Raw genomic sequence first — 16,124 nt, 5'->3', positions numbered from 1 at the left:
GAGTCACCCCTAATGTTCGGTATGTCCCACGACTCGTTCCTGCTGCTTGATGCAGTGGTCACGGTGATCGGCTTAATTGTCCTGATCACCAAGTTCAAGTTCCACCCCTTCATTGCGCTGATCATCGCCGCGGCGTTCCTCGGCCTGACATCGGGCATGCCGATAGGCACCATCATCAAGGCGTTCCAGGACGGCTTTGGCGGGGTACTGGGGTTTGTCGGCATCATCCTGGCGCTGGGGACCATGCTCGGCAAAATGATGGCCGAATCGGGCGGGGCCGACCAGATCGCCCAGACCCTGATCCGCTCGTTCGGTAAAGAGCGGGTGCAGTGGGCGATGATGTTTGCCGCATTCCTGGTGGGCATTCCGCTGTTCTTCGAAATCGGCTTCGTGCTGCTGATCCCGTTGGTGTTCATCGTGGCCCGGCGCACTGGCGTGTCGATCATCAAGATCGGTATCCCGCTGCTGGCTGGCCTGTCGGCGGTGCACGGGCTGGTGCCGCCACACCCGGGGCCGTTGCTGGCCATTGGGGTATTTGGCGCCGACATCGGTAAAACCATTCTGTACGGCCTGATCGTGGCTCTGCCGACGGCGATCATTGCCGGTCCGATCTACGGTACGTTCATTGCCAAGTACATCCCCGGTCACCCTAACCAGGAACTGGTGGACCAACTGGCCCGCGAACCGGATTCGGCCAGCCTGCCAAGCTTCAGCATCACCCTGTTCACCGTGCTGTTGCCGGTGTTCCTGATGCTGCTCAAGACCTTCGCTGACGTCGCGCTGCCGGACGGCAACTTCTTCCGCACCTGGATGGACATGATCGGTCACCCGATCTCGGCGCTGCTGCTGGCGTTGCTGTTGTCGCTGTACACCTTCGGCCATCGCCAGGGCATCGACTCCAAACGCATCCTCAAGCTGCTGGATGCCAGCCTCGCACCAACCGCCGCGATCATTCTGATCATCGGTGCCGGTGGTGGCTTCAAGCAGATGCTGGTGACCAGCGGTGTGGGTGATGTGATCGGGCATATGGCCGTAAGCGCCCAGATTTCGCCGATCCTGCTGGCATGGCTGGTGGCGGCAGTGATTCGTATCGCGACCGGTTCGGCGACTGTCGCAACCATTACCGGTGCGGGCATCGTGGTGCCGGTGGTGGGGATGATTCCAGGGGTCAACCGTGAGCTGCTGGTGCTGGCCACCGGTGCCGGCTCGCTGATCCTGTCCCACGTCAACGACGCGGGCTTCTGGCTGGTCAAGCAGTACTTCAACATGACCGTGGCGGAAACCTTCAAGACCTGGACCGCGATGGAAACCATCCTGTCCATCGTCGCGCTGGGCTTTATCCTGCTGTTGTCGTTGTTCGTCTAAGCGTTTCGCAGCCACAAAAAAACCGCAGCGATGCGGTTTTTTTGTGGCTGATCGTCTTACTTAGTGACTAACCCATCCGCGCGGAACATCCCGCGAATCCCCCGCACCGCCTGGCGAATCCGGTCCTGGTTCTCGATCAGGGCGAAGCGCACGTGGTCGTCGCCGTACTCACCAAAACCCACCCCGGGCGATACACAGACCTTGGCCTCGGCCAGCAGCTTCTTGGCGAATTCCAGCGAACCCAGGTGGGCATAAGCTTCGGGGATCTTTGCCCAGACGTACATCGAAGCTTTCGGGTTCTCGACCATCCAGCCCAGTTCATGCAGGCCCTTGACCAGCACGTTGCGGCGTTGCCGGTATTGCTCGGCGATGTCCTTGACGCACTGCTGGTCGCCTTCCAGTGCCGCGATGGCCGCCACTTGCAGCGGGGTGAAGGTGCCGTAGTCGTGGTAGCTCTTGATCCGCGCCAGGGCGTTGACCAGTTCCGGGTTGCCGACCATGAAGCCGATGCGCCAGCCCGCCATGTTGTAGCTCTTGGACAGGGTGAAGAACTCCACGGCAATGTCCTTGGCGCCTGGTACCTGCATGATCGACGGGGCTTTCCAACCGTCGTAGACGATGTCGGCGTAGGCCAGGTCGTGCACGACGAGGACGTCGTACTGCTTGGCGAGGGCGATTACCCGTTCGAAGAAATCCAGCTCCACGCACTGCGCGGTAGGGTTGGACGGGAACCCGAGGATCATCATCTTCGGTTTCGGGATCGAGCCACGAATGGCTCGCTCCAGCTCTGCGAAGAAGTCCACGCCCGGAATCAGCGGCACCGAACGCACCTGGGCACCGGCAATCACGGCACCGTAGATGTGGATCGGGTAGCTCGGGTTGGGCACCAGTACCGTGTCGCCCTGGTCGAGGGTGGCGAGCATCAGGTGCGCCAGGCCTTCCTTGGAACCGATGGTGACGATGGCTTCGTTTTCCGGGTCGATGTCGACCTCGTAGCGATCCTTGTACCAGCGGGAAATAGCCCGGCGCAGGCGTGGAATACCTTTGGACGTGGAGTAGCCGTGGGTGTCTTCGCGCTGGGCGACGGTGACCAATTTGTCGACGATGTGGGGCGGGGTCGGGCCGTCGGGGTTGCCCATGCTCAAGTCGATGATGTCTTCGCCACGACGACGGGCGGCCATCTTCAGCTCGGCAGTGATATTGAATACGTAAGGGGGGAGTCGATCTATGCGCGCAAAGCGGCGCGGCGAACCTTGGTCTGCCATTGTTGCCTCTGATAACGTGAGCGCCCGGAACCGTCCGAGCGACGCCGACCACTGCGGTGGTCTGGGCGCACGATAAGGGCGCCGATGGCCGCTTGTCCAGAGGCACCCAGCAACTTTTTTCCCCGGCACTGACAGCAACAGGATAAAAAAATGGAGTTTTCCAGCGGCTTTTTACTGAGCCTTTCGCTGTGCCTGGATATCGGCGTGGCCAACATTGCAATGATCACCCTGGCCATGCAGCGCGGCTATTTCCAAGGGTTTGCCCTGGGCCTGGGCACCTGTGTCGGCGACCTGGTCTACGCGGTGCTGGCGCTGGCCGGCATGACCGTTCTGCTGCAGTACTCGGCGGTGCGCTGGGTGTTGTGGGTCGGCGGTTCGCTGCTGTTGTTGTACTTCGCGGCGAAGATGATCTACTCGGCGATCCACCACAGCGCCGCCCTGGCGCAGACGGCAGAGGTCAGTGGTGGCTCCCATCGCCGGGAGTTCTTTCGCGGGATTTTCCTGGCGATGTCCTCGCCCAGTGCCATTCTCTGGTTCGCCGCGGTGGGCGGGACCCTGATTGCCCGCGCAGGCGGCAGCAGCCTGGCCAGTGCCGGGTTGTTCCTGGCCGGGTTCTTTTGCGCCGGAATTCTCTGGTGCCTGGCCTTGTGCTTGGCTGCGACCCAGGGCGGCAAGTTGCTGGGCGATAAACTGCTGCGCTATAGCTACCTGGCATCTGCAGCGATCTTCTGCTATTTCGCGGTCTACGTGATCCTATCGGGTTACCAGGAGTTTATCGGCGCGGCTGGCGTGGCAGAACTTCCTGGGCTTTGACTGGGGGAATCCGGTTTCGCTTCTATACTCCCAGCCGAACCCAATTTTCAGTGGCAGGAGGTGATTCGTGGATCAGCCAAAACAGCAGGTAGCGGCACAGCCGCGCTTCGAAACGGGGCATTTTATGCTGATCGCCGGACTGGGCGGACGATTTGCCGTGGACGCCACCGAGGGCATTCCCAAGCTCTGGGAGCGTTTTATTCCGCACATCGGCAAGGTGCCGGGGCAAACGGGCGACTTGACCTACGGCGTGTGTTGCAACCCGGATGGCAAGGGTGGCTTCGAGTACGTCGCCGGGGTCGAAATCAGCAAGCTCGACGACCTGCCCGAGACCTATCGCTGGGTGGAAATCCAGCCCCAGCAGTATGCAGTGTTCACCCATCAAGGTGGCCTCGACAGCCTCGCGCAAACCTTTGAGTACATCTGGAAAAGCTGGCTGCCGGCCTCAGGCCGCGAGGCTGCGGATGCACCCGAGTTCGAGCGCTACAGCGCCGACTTCGACCCGCAAACCGGGCAGGGCGTGCTGGAGATCTGGGTACCCCTCAAAGCCGCTTGAGCCACGCGAGAACGGGGCGCAGGATCGATATGCGCGGCGGATTGAATTATGCTTGCGCCCCCTTTTTTCGCTGACTGGACCCCCGCCATGAACGCTCCCACGACTGTCATTCGCCAGGTCACGCCGGCTGATCTGGACCGCTGTTTCGCCATCGAAACCGAGGCCTACGAGGGCGATGAAGCGGCCACCCGGGAGAAAATCGCCACCCGCATCGAGACCTGGCCGCAGGGTTTTATCGTGGCCGAGGTCGAGGGTGTCGTGGCGGGCTTCATCAATTCCGGCGCCGCCTACCAGGTGGAAATGGCCGACGAAGCCTTCAAGGAAATGATCGGCCATGACCCCGACGGTCCACAGGTGGTGATCATGTCGGTGGTGGTGCACCCGGACTTCCAGGGACTGGGCCTGGCCAAGCAGTTGATGAGCGCGTTCATCGCGCACATGCGCGAGTTGGGCAAGATCCGCATCAACCTGATGTGCCGCGAGCAGCACGTTGGCCTGTATGCCGGGTTCGGTTTTGCCTACCTCAAGGAGTCCGCCTCGGAGCATGGCGGGTTGGCCTGGCACGAGATGGCGCTGGACCTGTAGGGACTGGCGTCCGCATCAGTGATGCACAGCACGTGTGGTTGATTCAGAAGGCCAGGGCCATGCGCCGCTCATAGCCGATCCGGCCTTTGTAGGCGTCCCCGCTGTCGATCCAGCCCTGCTTGAGATAAAGCCCCAGCGCCGCCTCATTGTGGGTATCCACGGACAACTCCAGGCCATTGATCTCGGGCCAGGCCTGCCGCGCAACCTCGGGCAGGGCTTGCAGGCAGGCCTTGCCGTAGCCCTGGCCCTGGCAGCGACGGTCGACCTGCAAGGCATGCAGGGTGGCGGTGTCCTGGCTGGCCCAGGCCGGCAGGAAGGGCGGGCGCTTGAGCAGCAGGAAGGCCACGGGGATGTCGTCGGCGACCAGCGCAAAACCGCGGATGGCATCGCCTGCGGCTGCGCTCAGCGAGTGCAGCGCGCCATGGATATCGCCGGCGAATGACTTCTGCAACGGATCGATCTCGATGCACTCCACCTGTTGGCGTTGCAGCGCCGAAAGCTGTTGGTAGGGCACGAGGTGCGTGGCCATTGGCGGGATCCCTGCGGCGAAAAACTGAGGCTCGGATTTTAGCCAGTTTGGCGCAGTCGCAATTATTTTTTTTGGCCTGTCGATTTGCCTTTGCACCAGTCGACTAAGAGTGTCTTCACAGTAAACACTCGGAGTTGCGTCATGAATGCGTTAACCGAAAACACTGAGATCCAGACCCTGATCGAACGCTACCGACAAGCGATAGTCGCCAAGGACCTTGAGGCGCTGATGGGCTTTTATGCCGACGACATCGTCTCGTTCGATGCGGTCAAGGCCCTGCAATTCAAGGGCAAGGCGGCTTACCGCGCACACTGGGAAGAGTGCCTGAACTATTGCCCGGGACCGCACCTGTTCGAGTTCGCACAACTGCAGGTGGCGCAAGGCCAGGACCTGGCTTTCGCCCACTGGCTGGTGCACTGCGGCGGGGCGGATGAGCAGGGTCAGGTCAAGGGCAGTTGGATGCGTGCCACCGCCGGCTATCAGCGGATCGGCGGGCAATGGCGAATCGTCCACGAGCATTGGTCGGCGCCCTTCGACATGGCCAGTGGCGCGGCGTTGTTCGAACTGCAGCCCTGATCGTCGGGTTTTTTACCCAACCTGCAATCTGCAGCCATAGTTGATCAGCCTGATGTGGGAGAGCCTGATGAAATATCTATGCCTGGTCTACAGCGACGAGCGTGTGCTGCACAGTTCACCTGACAGCCCCGAAGACGCTGAGTGTATGGCGTATGCCGAGTCGGTCCAGGGCAGTGGGCGGATGCTCGCCGCCGAGGCCTTGCAGCCAGTGCAAAGCGCCACCACGTTGCGCCTGCGGGGCGGCAAGCTGTCGATCACCGACGGTCCGTTCGCCGAAACCAAGGAGCAATTGGCCGGTTTCTACCTGATCGAGGCCAAGGACCTCAATGAGGCGATCCAGGTGGCCGGGAAGATCCCGGCGGCCCGGGTCGGCAGCGTGGAAGTGCGTCCGGTACGCCAGCTGAATCCCTGATCACCCCCCTAAGAACAATAATCAAGCAGGAGTCTATGTATGAGCATCCCTCACGCTGGCGCCCAGCCAGCAGCCTTCGAGTTGTCCATCAGCCGCCTGATCGATGCGCCGCGCAGCAAGGTGTTCCGTGCCTGGACGGAGCCGCAGTGGCTCGCCCAATGGTGGGGGCCGCACGGCATGACCACGCCGGAGTGCGAAATGGACCTGTGGGTCGGCGGCCGGTTTCGCACACTGATGCGCGCACCCGATGGCAGCGAGTACCCCACCAGCGGGGTGTTCCTGGAGATTCATGCGCCGCAGCGGCTGGTGTTCACCGATGCCTATGCACCTGGCTGGATTCCTTCGGGCAAACCGTTCATGACCGCTGAAGTGACCTTTGACGACGTCGACGGCAAGACCCTCTACACCGCACGCGCCATGCACTGGAGCGAGGCCGATCGGCAGGCCCACGAGGGCATGGGTTTTCATGACGGTTGGGGCCAGAGCCTCGACCGGCTGGAGGCCCTGGTGACCAGCGGCATGCCGGACTGATGCCGGACGAGGCGGTCAAGGCGCTGGTCGAGACGGTCTACCGCAACGACTCGCGGCGTATCCTCGCCACCCTGATTCGTTTGCTGGGGGATTTCGACCTGGCGGAAGAGGCCCTGCAGGAAGCCTTCTTCGTCGCGGTCGAACGCTGGCAGCGGGATGGGGTGCCGGACAATCCGCGGGCCTGGCTGGTGTCTACCGGGCGCTTCAAGGCCATCGATGGCCTGCGTCGACGGGCCCGGTTTGCCGCGTCCCAGGCACAATTGGTGGCGCAACTCGAAGAGCTCGAGGAGGCGCAATGGAGTGTCGAGGACGTGCAAGACGATCGCTTGCGCTTGATCTTCACCTGTTGTCACCCGGCACTGGCCGCCGATGCGCAAGTGCCGCTGACGCTGCGTGAAGTCTGCGACCTGACCACCGAAGAAATTGCCCGCGCCTTTCTTGCCGCGCCGGCCACCATTGCCCAGCGAATCGTGCGGGCCAAGGCCAAGATTCGCGACGCCAGGATCCCCTATCAAGTGCCATCCCTGGCTGAGTTGCCCGAGCGCCTGGACAGTGTTCTGCGGGTGATTTACCTGGTGTTCAACGAAGGTTACTCGGCCTCGGTGGGCAGTGAGCTGACCCGCGAAGACCTGACCCGCGAGGCGATTCGCCTGGGGCGCCTGCTCCTGGAGTTGCTGCCGGAGCCGGAGGTGATGGGGTTGCTGGCCCTGATGCTACTCAACGAGTCGCGGCGCCCGGCGCGCGCCTCGGCCAGCGGAGAGTTGATCGTGCTCGATGAACAGGACCGTTCGCTGTGGGATGCGCAGATGATTGCCGAGGGCTGTGCCTTGATCGAGCATGCGCTGGGCCGGGGGGAGATCGGCCCGTATTGCCTGCAGGCGGCGATCTCGGCGGTGCATGCCGAGGCACCCACCGCCGGGGACACGGATTGGGCGCAGATCGTCGGTTTGTACGACGTCTTGCTGCAGGCGCTGCCTTCGCCGGTGATTGAACTCAATCGGGCCGCCGCGCTATCCCGGCGTGACGGGCCCTTGGCGGGGTTGACCCTGGTCGATGGGATTTTGCAGCGTGGCGAGTTGCTCGATTACCACCTGGCGCATTCGGCGCGTGCCGAGTTCTGTCGGCAATTGGGTCGCGTTGCGGAGGCGAGGGCGGCCTATCAGCGTGCCCTGGAACTGACCCAGCAAGTGCCGGAACGCCGCTTCATCGAGCGGCGCCTGGCCGAGTTGGCGCGCACCTGAGGCGGGCGTCACTCGAGCATCCTGTCCAGCAACCAGCGGCCTGCCGGACCCGGCGGGTGCAAGCGTGACCAGAGCGCATCCACCGAGACCGGTCGGGGCCAGCCGCGAACCTTGAGCTCCTGCAAAGTGCCGGCGCCAAAACGCTCGACCAGCCAACGCGGCAGGGGTGCCCAACCGAACCCACCCTGGGCCATTTCCAGCAGCATCAGGTAACTGGGGGCCGACCAGACCCGCCCCTGGGCCCGGACCTCATACGGATTGATGATGGTCGCCAGGCGCAATTCGCGGTGTTGTTGCAGGGTTTGCCGATCGATTTTCTGCAGGCTCGCCAACGGGTGTGTGGGCGCGACGAACAGGGCGATCTCGGTGTGCTCATCGACGGTGGCGCTGTCCAGGTCCGGCGGGTAGCGCTCCTGCATTTCGGCGAACGCCAAGTGCGCGCGCCCGCGTTGCACCAGGGCAATCAAGTCGTCGCATTCGGCGATCAGGCATTCCAGCTCGAGGTCCGGATAACGCTGTTCGAAAGCCTGCAAGGCGGCTTCGAAGCGATCCGATTGGTAGGTGTCGGAAAGCGCGACGGTGAGTTTCGGTTCAACCCCCAGGGACAATTGCGCGGCGCTCATTTCCAGGCGGCTGGTGGCGGCGAGGATGTCCTCGGCGCGTTGCAACAACACATGCCCGGCCAAGGTCAGGGCGGGCTTGCGGCTGCTGCGGTCGAACAGTGTCAGGTCGAGGTCGATTTCCAGGCTGGCCACCGCCGCGCTGATGGTCGACTGGCTCTTGCCCAGCTTGCGCGCCGCAGCGGAAAACGAGCCTTGGGTGGCTGCCTGGACGAATGCCAGCAGGACTTCATGTGAGGCCATAAACTATCGCCTTGATCGATGGTTAATGGTTATGAAGTATCGGTGCTGTGCCGGATGATGGCAACACATTCACCCACCGGAGCCGGCTCATGAGTCCTCATAAATCCCTCACTGAACGTGTGTTGCAAGCCATCGGTTTTGAACTGCTGGCGGTCATGCTGTGTACGCCTTTGCTGGCGTGGCTGATGGACAAGCCGCTGGTCGACATGGGCGTCGCGACCATTGCCATCGGCCTGATTGCCCTGGCCTGGAACGTGTTGTTCAACGGTCTGTTCGACCGCTTGCTCAAGCGTCTGGCGCTGGTGCCCAGTGCCGCGACCCGGGTGTTGCATGCCTTGCTGTTCGAGGGCGGCCTGGTGGCAATCAGTGTGCCGCTGATTGCCTGGTGGCTGAACGTCAGCCTGCTGCAGGCGCTGATTCTCGACATCGGGGTGCTGCTGTTTTTCCTGCCGTACACCTACGTCTACCACTGGGTTTATGACGTGCTGCGGGAGCGGATGTTGCTGGCACGGGCAGTGTCGTGATTGACCTGATCTTGCAAGTGCGCCCCACCTCAGCGTCTGCTCGACAGTTGTTGCGGGGCCAGGAACGCATCGTGGAAGTAATCCCGGAACGCCTGCATCGCCGGGGTAAATTCCCGCTCGCGGTGCCAGGCCAGGCCCACACTCATGGGGGTCACTGGATCGGTGATGGTGAGGGTCTCGATGCGCTTGCCCTCCAGTGACCAGGGGCGGTGCACCAGGTCCGAAAGGATCGCCACGCCGCTGCCATTGGCGACCATGCTGCGCACCGCTTCCACGGAGCTGGTGCGCACCCGCACTTTCGGTTGCTGGTGGGCGTGTTCCCAGTAGCGCATTGCCGCCTGCTCGGCCTCGTCGACGGTCAGCAGGATGTAGGGCTCCTGGGCCACATCAGCCAGGCTGACAGCCGAGCGCTCGCACAGCGGGTGATGGCTGGGCAGCCACAGGCGTCGCTCGGAGTTGAACAGGATTTCCGAGACGATATCGGGGTGCGTGAGGTTCGCGGTCAGCACCACCGCCATGTCGAAACGTCCCTCCAGCAAGCCTTGTTCGATGGCCTGGCGCTCCTGTTCGTGGACTTCGATGGCGACATCCGGGTGCCAGTGTTCCAGGCGTTGCAGATGGTGAGGCAGGAAGTAGCCGATGACCGTGTAGCTGGCTGCCAGGCGCAGCCGGCCGCTGGCACGCACATCCGGCAGCGGGCTGTTGAGGGCATCATCGACGCTGCGCAGAATCACGTAGGCGCGGTTGAGAAAGTGCCGGCCGGCATCGGTCAGGCTCATGCCCTGGGCCGAGCGCTGGAACAGCAGGGTGCCGAGCATGCCCTCCAGCTCCTTGATCGCGGTGGTCACCGCTGACTGGGAGATGTTCAAGTGAATCGCCGCTTGGGAAATCTGCCCGATCTCGGCGGTGGCGACGAAATAGCGGACCTGGCGCAGGGTCAGTGACATTGAGACTCCGATCGAACAGGTATCTGTTTTTCAGAAGATACCCTATCTGTTAATAGATCTTCCCAAGGGGGGTGAGCGGAATTTAACGTGGCCTGCATGAAGTCACAAGCGTCAGGAGCACGTGTCATGCAGGCAGTAGATTTCAATTCGGACATGGGTGAAGGCTTCGGCCCATGGACCATCGGCGATGGTGTCGACACTGAGCTGATGGGGTTCATCAGTTCGGCCAATATCGCCACCGGTTTCCATGCCGGCGACCCCGGCACCATGCGCCGCACCGTCGAACAGGCCAAGCGCCTCGGCGTGGCCATCGGCGCACACCCGGGGTTCCGCGACCTGGTAGGTTTCGGTCGCCGGCACATCAATGCACCGGCCCAGGAACTGGTCGACGACATGCTCTATCAACTCGGCGCCCTGCGCGAACTGGCGCGAGTCCAGGGCGTGGCCCTGCAACACATCAAGCCCCACGGCGCGTTGTACATGCACCTGGCACGGGACGAGGAAGCGGCTCGGTTGCTGGTGGAAAACCTGCAGCGCCTGGAGCCCGACCTGCTGCTGTATTGCATGCCCGGCTCAGTCATCTGGCGCGTCGCGACAGAACTCGGCCAGCCGGTGATTCGCGAGTTCTACGCCGACCGCGAGTACGACCTCAGCGGCTCCATTGTCTTTACCCGCAATGTGCGCGCCCACGATCCGGACCAGGTCGCCGCGCGGGTGCTGCGTGCCTGCCAGGAAGGCCTGGTGCGCACGGTCGAGGGCCAGGACCTGGCGATCGACTTCGACTCAATTTGTCTGCACAGCGATACGCCGGGTGCCCTGGCGTTGGTCGAGGCGACACGCAAGGCGCTGGACGCAGCCGGGATCACGGTGCGCGCCCCTCGCTGAAGCTGGGTTTGGTACCGGGCGCTACAGACGCCCGGGCTGCCCATCGATGAATTTTTTGCCTGCCTTTCTACAACTATTCCAAAAGGAACAGACATGGCCGAACACACAGTTATCACCCCACTCCCAGGGACCTTCTATCGCAAAGCCACGCCGGAGTCGGCGAACTTCGTCGAGGTCGGTGCGCAGGTCAGCGCCGACACGGTGATTGGCCTGATCGAGGTCATGAAGCAGTTTTCCGAACTGACCGCCGGGACGGCCGGTCGTCTGAGTGCATTCCTGATAGAAGACGGCGATCCGGTGGAACCGGGTCAGGTCGTCGCAACACTCGACGACGAGTGAGGGCACGATCATGACCCAAGGCATCACGAAACTGCTGGTCGCCAACCGTGGCGAAATCGCCGTGCGGATTATCCGCGCCGCCCAGGAACTGGGAATTCCCACCGTTGCCGCGTGCAGTGAGGCAGACCTCGATTCCCAGGCCGCGCGTTTGGCCGACGAAGTGCACCTGCTCGGCCCGGCCCGTGCCGACAAAAGCTACCTGAATGTCGAGGCCCTGCTGGGCGCCTTGAAGGCCACTGGGGCCAACGCGGTGCACCCAGGCTATGGGTTTCTCTCGGAGAACGCCGACTTCGCCGAAGCGGTCCAGGCCGCCGGGGCAATTTTTGTCGGGCCCAGCCCACAAACGATCCGCCGCATGGGCGACAAGGCCGAGGCGCGTCGCACCGCACAAGCGGCGGGCGTGCCGGTGGTGCCGGGTTCGCCTGGTGAGTTGTTTGACGTCGAGGCCGCACTCGCGGCAGCCGAACTGGTGGGTTTCCCCCTGCTGATCAAAGCCTCGGCCGGTGGTGGCGGACGGGGTATTCGCCTGGCGCAGAGTCCCGCGCAACTGCGTGAAGAGTTCCCCCGTTCCCAGCGCGAAGCCCAGGCGGCCTTTGGCAATGGCGCGGTGTACCTGGAGCGTTTCATCAGCCGTGCCCGGCACATTGAAGTGCAGGTGCTGGGCGACGGTAAACACGCGGTGCACCTGTTCGAGCGCGAGTGTTCGCTGCAACGGCGGCGGCAGAAGATCTTCGAGGAAGCGCCGTCGCCGGCCCTCGATCAGCAACAGCGCGAAACCCTCTGTGCCAGCGCCGTACGCTTGACTGAGTCCCTCGGCTATCAAGGAGCCGGGACCTTGGAGTACCTGTATGACGACGCCAGCGGCGAGTTTTTCTTCATCGAGATGAACACGCGGATTCAGGTCGAGCACCCGGTCAGCGAGCTGATCACCGGCATCGACCTGGTTCAGGCGATGTTGCGAATCGCCGGCGGCGAGCCATTGGGTTTGCGCCAGAGTGATATCCGACTCAATGGCGCGGCCCTGCAAATGCGCCTGAATGCCGAAGACCCGGCGCGGGACTTCTTCCCCAGCCCAGGCCTGGTCGAAGAGTTGTCGTGGCCGCAAGGTCCGGGCGTGCGGGTCGACAGCCATCTGTATCAAGGCTATCGGGTGCCGCCGTATTATGATTCGCTGCTGGCCAAGCTGATTGTCCACGGTTGCGACCGTGCACAAGCGTTGGCCCGGGCGCGGGTTGCCGTGGCCCAGACCCGCTTGAGCGGCATGGCGACGACACTGGGGTTGCATGCCGAGCTGCTGGAGCAACCCTGGCTGCACGACGCCGACTTCCACACCGGCACCCTGGAAACCTGGCTGGCCGCGCGCCGTAGTGGAGGTGCAGCATGAACAAGCCGATCCGCTACAGCTTTGGCGCCGATGAACATCTGTTCGCCGAAGTCAGTGACAGCATGTCCCTGGAAGCATTCTTCAAGGGCATGGCCGTGACCCGTGCGGTCGAGCGCCTGGCCCTGGATGGCGTGCTGGATGTGTGCCTGGCCAACGCCTCGTTCCAGATCCGCTTCGATCCGGACCGCATCGCGCCCCATGACCTGCTCGAAGCGGTCAAGGGCGCAGAGGCCGAAGCGATTGCCGAACGCACCCTGCACACGCGGATCATCGAGATTCCGGTGCTCTACAACGACCCCTGGACCCACGAGACCCTGATGCGTTTTCGCGACCGGCATCAGGACCCGAGTGCCACGGACCTGGAGTACGCGGCGCGGATCAATGGCCTGGCGGACGTCGATGCGTTCATTGCCGCCCACAGTGGTGCGCCCTGGTTCGTCTCGATGGTCGGCTTTGTCGCCGGCCTGCCGTTCATGTTCCAGATGGTCGAGCGCGAGCGCCAGTTGCAGGTGCCCAAGTACCTGCGGCCGCGCACCGACACGCCGAAGCTGACCCTGGGCCACGGCGGCTGCTTCGGCTGTATCTACTCGGTGCGTGGCGCCGGTGGTTATCAGATGTTTGGCGTGACGCCGGCACCGATCTACGATCCGCAGCAGAACCTGGCGTACCTGAAAGAGCACATGGTGTTTTTCCGCCCCGGCGACATCGTGCAGTTCAAACCCATGGACCGCGCGGCCTATGACCAGGCCGTGGCCGAAGTGGATGCGGGGCGCTTCGACCTGCGGATTCGACCGGTGGAGTTTTCCCTGGACGCGTTCCTCGCCGACCCCGTTGGTTATCCCAAGTCGTTGCAGGAGGTGCTGGCATGATCAAGGTACTCAAACCCGGTCTTGCCACCTCGGTACAGGACCTGGGCCGCGAAGGTTTTTACCACCTGGGGATTCCGCCCTCCGGTGCGCTCGACCAATACGCCTTGAGCGCCGCCAACCAACTGGTGGGCAACCCGGCCGGGGCAGCGGCGCTGGAGTGCACGCTGCTGGGGCCGGAGCTGGAGTTTGCCGAAGACGCGTTGGTGGCGGTGTGCGGTGCGCACATGACACCACGGGTCGATGGCGTGGAAATGCATGCCGACACCGCGTTCACGGTCAAGGCCGGCCAAGTGCTGCGTTTTGATTTCCCCAAGGCCGGTGCCCGCGCGTACTTGGCGGTGGCTGGTGGCATTGATGTGCCGCTGGTGTTGGGCAGTCGCTCAACCTATGCGTTGGGGGCGCTGGGCGGGTTCCAGGGTCGCCGCTTGGTGGCCGGTGACGAGTTGCCGGTGGGTGTTGCCAGTGGCAAGAGCCGTGCGGGGGCCAGTCTGCCCATGGCCTTGCGGCAGTCGCTGGGGGGCGAAATCAGCTTGCGGGTGGTGCCGGGCCTGTACTACGAGCGCCTGAGCGAAGCGGCGGCCAGCAGCTTTTTCGCTGAACCCTGGACGGTCGGCTCGGAGGCGGACCGCATCGGCTATCGCTTCAAGGGTGGCAGCGCCTTGAGTTTCCAACCCCGAGAGCAGCCGTTCGGGGCCGGCTCCGATCCGTCGAACATCGTCGACAGTTGTTACCCGATCGGCTCGATCCAGGTTCCGGCCGGGCTCGAACCGATCGTGCTGCACCGCGATGCGGTGTCCGGTGGTGGCTACGCGATGATTGGTACGGTGATCAGCGCTGACCTCGACCTGATCGGCCAGATGCAGCCCAACCAGAAGGCGCGGTTTGTCGCGGTGACCCTGGAGCAGGCGCTGGAAGCACGACGTTCCTACAAGAAAAAACTCAGCTGCCTGAGCAAGCTGTTCCCTTCCTGATTCTGCCCGCCGCATCGCGCGGGCCATGCCAAACGGTACGCCAACGCCGCACTTCGGTGCGGTGACGGCTGCCCGCGCTTCAACCTTTGACTGGTTCTGGAGTTCACGCATATGGCTGCTTTATCGCAATCGAGTCAAACCGGGCAGGACCCGGCCAACCACCCGGTCCCTGCTGGAGCACGCATGGGCCGACTGTCCCTGACCATGGCCTGGTGGGCCGTGTGCAGCGCCATGTTCTACATCGTGGTCGGCGCGTCGCTGGCTTTATCCTATGGCACCCGCAATGCGCTGATCGGCATGCTCCTGTCGGTGCTCAGCTACGGGCTGATCAACAGTGTGCTCAGTCGGTTTGCGATTCGCAGCGGCCTGTCCGTGGCGCTGTTTTCGCGGTTGTTGTTTGGCAGCACCGGTGCCTGCCTGGCGACGCTGATCTTCTTTTCTACGGCGATCTACTACGCGGTGTTCGAGGGTTCGGTGATCGCCGTGGCGCTCAACCACTTGTACCCGGAACTGGTCTACCCGCTGGCCGCCTTGCTGGTGGTGCTGTACAGCGTGCCGATGATCCTGGGGAGCGTGCAGCACTGGCTGGACAAGCTCAATGGCGTGTTGTTGCCGATCTATCTCGGCGGTCTGCTGGTGGCGGTGGGCTTGTCCATCAGTCGCTACGGTTACCAGCCGCAGTGGCTGGATTTCGGGCCGGCCAATCCCAGTGCGTTTGGCTGGTGGGATTGCTTCGTCGCGTACATGGGCGTCTGGGTGTTGATGCTGTTCACCTTCGACTATGCCCGCTTCGGCAAGCCCGAGGATCAGACGTACCACGGCCGTTGGAACTTCGGCATGCCGTTCTATGCGGTGACTTTTTTGCTCAATGGCGCGGCGGGAATTTACCTGGTCAGCAGCATTCCCCATGAGGGCGCGTTGAACGAAGTCTCGGTGGTAATGGCAATCCTGCAACTGATGGGGCTGTGGGGCTTGTTGTTTGTCTGGGCCACGCAGACCCGGATCAACACCGCCAACTACTACCTGGCGACGCTGAACATGCAGGCGTTTTTCGGCCGGTTCGGTGTACGGGGTTCGTACCTGGTGTGGGCGCTGGCGGTGGGGGTGATCGTCTACGCCCTGATGCTGGCCGATGTGTTTGCCTACCTGCTGAAGGCGCTGGCCTATCAAGGGATTTTTGTGGTGGCCTGGGTCGGCGTGGCGCTGGCGCAGATCCTCTATGGGCGCAGTGATGTGGCGTCGCTTGCGCGTGTCTCGGCCTACAACCCGGCAGGTTTGGTGGCGTGGTTTGGCGGCACGGCGCTGGGGCTGATGCTGATGTTTGCCGGTCCGGGGCTGAGCAGCTTCTCCGCGCCGTTGACCGGGGTGCTGGCGTTCGGGTTGCAGTTCGCACTCTCGCGCAGGCAGGCGACAACCGTGGTGACCCCAACCTTGTAGCTGTCGAGCCCGCGAGGCTGCGTTAACGGCCG

19 protein-coding genes are annotated in these 16,124 nt (G+C 63.0%); 15 read left to right on the top strand and 4 right to left on the bottom strand.

Annotation, left to right across the window (positions count from 1 at the left end; translation table 11 throughout):
• Positions 1-12 precede the first annotated feature (12 nt).
• Positions 13-1,365, top strand: a complete 1,353-nt coding sequence (locus tag CKW24_RS19525; RefSeq protein WP_095169799.1) for a GntP family permease — start codon at positions 13-15, stop codon at positions 1,363-1,365.
• A 56-nt stretch (positions 1,366-1,421) separates the two neighbouring features.
• Here the strand turns inward: CKW24_RS19525 and alaC are convergent, their stop codons facing one another.
• Positions 1,422-2,630 (bottom strand): alanine transaminase, encoded by a 1,209-nt coding sequence (gene alaC / locus CKW24_RS19520; protein WP_095169798.1) that lies wholly within the window; start codon positions 2,628-2,630, stop codon positions 1,422-1,424.
• 150 nt (positions 2,631-2,780) lie between these two features.
• Here alaC and CKW24_RS19515 point away from each other — a divergent pair, with 150 nt between their 5' ends.
• From CKW24_RS19515 to CKW24_RS19505, 3 genes are all read left to right on the top strand, one after another.
• On the top strand, positions 2,781-3,443 hold the full coding sequence (locus tag CKW24_RS19515) for a LysE family translocator (RefSeq protein WP_095169797.1): 663 nt from the start codon (positions 2,781-2,783) through the stop codon (positions 3,441-3,443).
• A 67-nt stretch (positions 3,444-3,510) separates the two neighbouring features.
• Complete coding sequence (locus tag CKW24_RS19510) at positions 3,511-3,999, top strand: GyrI-like domain-containing protein (protein ID WP_095169796.1); 489 nt, start codon at positions 3,511-3,513, stop codon at positions 3,997-3,999.
• An 87-nt stretch (positions 4,000-4,086) separates the two neighbouring features.
• Positions 4,087-4,584 (top strand): GNAT family N-acetyltransferase, encoded by a 498-nt coding sequence (locus tag CKW24_RS19505; RefSeq protein WP_095169795.1) that lies wholly within the window; start codon positions 4,087-4,089, stop codon positions 4,582-4,584.
• A gap of 43 nt (positions 4,585-4,627) precedes the next feature.
• Here the strand turns inward: CKW24_RS19505 and CKW24_RS19500 are convergent, their stop codons facing one another.
• Positions 4,628-5,113 (bottom strand): N-acetyltransferase, encoded by a 486-nt coding sequence (locus CKW24_RS19500; RefSeq protein ID WP_095169794.1) that lies wholly within the window; start codon positions 5,111-5,113, stop codon positions 4,628-4,630.
• A gap of 141 nt (positions 5,114-5,254) precedes the next feature.
• On the opposite strand from CKW24_RS19500, the gene CKW24_RS19495 reads away from it, so the two are divergent.
• The 4 genes from CKW24_RS19495 (at position 5,255) to CKW24_RS19480 (ending at position 7,873) form a co-directional block, all read left to right on the top strand.
• Positions 5,255-5,689 (top strand): nuclear transport factor 2 family protein, encoded by a 435-nt coding sequence (locus tag CKW24_RS19495; RefSeq protein ID WP_095169793.1) that lies wholly within the window; start codon positions 5,255-5,257, stop codon positions 5,687-5,689.
• Positions 5,690-5,756: 67 nt separating this feature from the next.
• Positions 5,757-6,101 carry a YciI family protein gene (locus CKW24_RS19490; protein ID WP_095169847.1) on the top strand — a complete coding sequence of 115 codons (345 nt, stop codon included), beginning with the start codon at positions 5,757-5,759 and terminating at the stop codon, positions 6,099-6,101.
• Positions 6,102-6,140: 39 nt separating this feature from the next.
• Positions 6,141-6,632: an SRPBCC family protein gene (locus CKW24_RS19485; RefSeq protein ID WP_095169792.1), complete on the top strand. Its 492-nt coding sequence runs from the start codon at positions 6,141-6,143 to the stop codon at positions 6,630-6,632.
• On the top strand, positions 6,632-7,873 hold the full coding sequence (locus CKW24_RS19480; RefSeq protein WP_095169791.1) for an RNA polymerase sigma factor: 1,242 nt from the start codon (positions 6,632-6,634) through the stop codon (positions 7,871-7,873). Before CKW24_RS19485 ends, CKW24_RS19480 begins: the two co-directional genes overlap by 1 nt.
• 8 nt (positions 7,874-7,881) lie before the next feature.
• Here the strand turns inward: CKW24_RS19480 and CKW24_RS19475 are convergent, their stop codons facing one another.
• Complete coding sequence (locus tag CKW24_RS19475; RefSeq protein ID WP_095169790.1) at positions 7,882-8,736, bottom strand: LysR family transcriptional regulator; 855 nt, start codon at positions 8,734-8,736, stop codon at positions 7,882-7,884.
• A gap of 89 nt (positions 8,737-8,825) precedes the next feature.
• Between CKW24_RS19475 and CKW24_RS19470 the strand changes: the two genes are divergently transcribed.
• Entirely contained in the window at positions 8,826-9,260 is a 435-nt protein-coding gene (locus CKW24_RS19470; protein ID WP_095169789.1) for a multidrug/biocide efflux PACE transporter, read from the top strand.
• A gap of 29 nt (positions 9,261-9,289) precedes the next feature.
• Here the strand turns inward: CKW24_RS19470 and CKW24_RS19465 are convergent, their stop codons facing one another.
• Positions 9,290-10,207 (bottom strand): LysR family transcriptional regulator, encoded by a 918-nt coding sequence (locus tag CKW24_RS19465; protein ID WP_095169788.1) that lies wholly within the window; start codon positions 10,205-10,207, stop codon positions 9,290-9,292.
• Positions 10,208-10,333: 126 nt separating this feature from the next.
• Here CKW24_RS19465 and CKW24_RS19460 point away from each other — a divergent pair, with 126 nt between their 5' ends.
• The 6 genes from CKW24_RS19460 to CKW24_RS19435 all read left to right on the top strand — a co-directional run bounded on the left by CKW24_RS19460 (position 10,334) and on the right by CKW24_RS19435 (position 16,092).
• Complete coding sequence (locus tag CKW24_RS19460) at positions 10,334-11,092, top strand: 5-oxoprolinase subunit PxpA (RefSeq protein WP_095169787.1); 759 nt, start codon at positions 10,334-10,336, stop codon at positions 11,090-11,092.
• Positions 11,093-11,185: 93 nt separating this feature from the next.
• A complete protein-coding gene (locus tag CKW24_RS19455) occupies positions 11,186-11,431 on the top strand; it encodes an acetyl-CoA carboxylase (RefSeq protein ID WP_095169786.1) in 246 nt (81 codons plus the stop codon).
• Between the two features lie 10 nt (positions 11,432-11,441).
• Positions 11,442-12,815 carry an acetyl-CoA carboxylase biotin carboxylase subunit gene (locus tag CKW24_RS19450; RefSeq protein ID WP_095169785.1) on the top strand — a complete coding sequence of 458 codons (1,374 nt, stop codon included), beginning with the start codon at positions 11,442-11,444 and terminating at the stop codon, positions 12,813-12,815.
• Entirely contained in the window at positions 12,812-13,684 is an 873-nt protein-coding gene (locus CKW24_RS19445; RefSeq protein WP_095169784.1) for an allophanate hydrolase subunit 1, read from the top strand. The genes CKW24_RS19450 and CKW24_RS19445 overlap by 4 nt, the downstream gene beginning before the upstream one ends.
• Complete coding sequence (locus tag CKW24_RS19440) at positions 13,681-14,655, top strand: biotin-dependent carboxyltransferase family protein (protein WP_095169783.1); 975 nt, start codon at positions 13,681-13,683, stop codon at positions 14,653-14,655. The genes CKW24_RS19445 and CKW24_RS19440 overlap by 4 nt, the downstream gene beginning before the upstream one ends.
• 183 nt (positions 14,656-14,838) lie before the next feature.
• Entirely contained in the window at positions 14,839-16,092 is a 1,254-nt protein-coding gene (locus CKW24_RS19435; RefSeq protein WP_256585508.1) for a cytosine permease, read from the top strand.
• Positions 16,093-16,124: the final 32 nt, after the last annotated feature.

This window comes from Pseudomonas sp. Irchel 3H3 (assembly GCF_900187635.1).
Classification (GTDB): Bacteria; Pseudomonadota; Gammaproteobacteria; order Pseudomonadales; family Pseudomonadaceae; genus Aquipseudomonas.
Note: the sequence above shows the minus strand (reverse complement) of the source record. Positions and strands in the feature narration are given on the sequence as shown.

Excerpts from the sequence above, each read along its gene's own strand:
- CKW24_RS19525 (WP_095169799.1), top strand. The coding sequence starts at position 13 with ATGTTCGGTATGTCCCACGACTCGTTCCTGCTGCTTGATGCAGTGGTC.
- alaC (WP_095169798.1), bottom strand. The coding sequence starts at position 2,630 with ATGGCAGACCAAGGTTCGCCGCGCCGCTTTGCGCGCATAGATCGACTC.
- CKW24_RS19515 (WP_095169797.1), top strand. The coding sequence starts at position 2,781 with ATGGAGTTTTCCAGCGGCTTTTTACTGAGCCTTTCGCTGTGCCTGGAT.
- CKW24_RS19505 (WP_095169795.1), top strand. The coding sequence starts at position 4,087 with ATGAACGCTCCCACGACTGTCATTCGCCAGGTCACGCCGGCTGATCTG.
- CKW24_RS19500 (WP_095169794.1), bottom strand. The coding sequence starts at position 5,113 with ATGGCCACGCACCTCGTGCCCTACCAACAGCTTTCGGCGCTGCAACGC.
- CKW24_RS19495 (WP_095169793.1), top strand. The coding sequence starts at position 5,255 with ATGAATGCGTTAACCGAAAACACTGAGATCCAGACCCTGATCGAACGC.
- CKW24_RS19490 (WP_095169847.1), top strand. The coding sequence starts at position 5,757 with ATGAAATATCTATGCCTGGTCTACAGCGACGAGCGTGTGCTGCACAGT.
- CKW24_RS19485 (WP_095169792.1), top strand. The coding sequence starts at position 6,141 with ATGAGCATCCCTCACGCTGGCGCCCAGCCAGCAGCCTTCGAGTTGTCC.
- CKW24_RS19480 (WP_095169791.1), top strand. The coding sequence starts at position 6,632 with ATGCCGGACGAGGCGGTCAAGGCGCTGGTCGAGACGGTCTACCGCAAC.
- CKW24_RS19475 (WP_095169790.1), bottom strand. The coding sequence starts at position 8,736 with ATGGCCTCACATGAAGTCCTGCTGGCATTCGTCCAGGCAGCCACCCAA.
- CKW24_RS19470 (WP_095169789.1), top strand. The coding sequence starts at position 8,826 with ATGAGTCCTCATAAATCCCTCACTGAACGTGTGTTGCAAGCCATCGGT.
- CKW24_RS19465 (WP_095169788.1), bottom strand. The coding sequence starts at position 10,207 with ATGTCACTGACCCTGCGCCAGGTCCGCTATTTCGTCGCCACCGCCGAG.
- CKW24_RS19460 (WP_095169787.1), top strand. The coding sequence starts at position 10,334 with ATGCAGGCAGTAGATTTCAATTCGGACATGGGTGAAGGCTTCGGCCCA.
- CKW24_RS19455 (WP_095169786.1), top strand. The coding sequence starts at position 11,186 with ATGGCCGAACACACAGTTATCACCCCACTCCCAGGGACCTTCTATCGC.
- CKW24_RS19450 (WP_095169785.1), top strand. The coding sequence starts at position 11,442 with ATGACCCAAGGCATCACGAAACTGCTGGTCGCCAACCGTGGCGAAATC.
- CKW24_RS19445 (WP_095169784.1), top strand. The coding sequence starts at position 12,812 with ATGAACAAGCCGATCCGCTACAGCTTTGGCGCCGATGAACATCTGTTC.
- CKW24_RS19440 (WP_095169783.1), top strand. The coding sequence starts at position 13,681 with ATGATCAAGGTACTCAAACCCGGTCTTGCCACCTCGGTACAGGACCTG.
- CKW24_RS19435 (WP_256585508.1), top strand. The coding sequence starts at position 14,839 with ATGGGCCGACTGTCCCTGACCATGGCCTGGTGGGCCGTGTGCAGCGCC.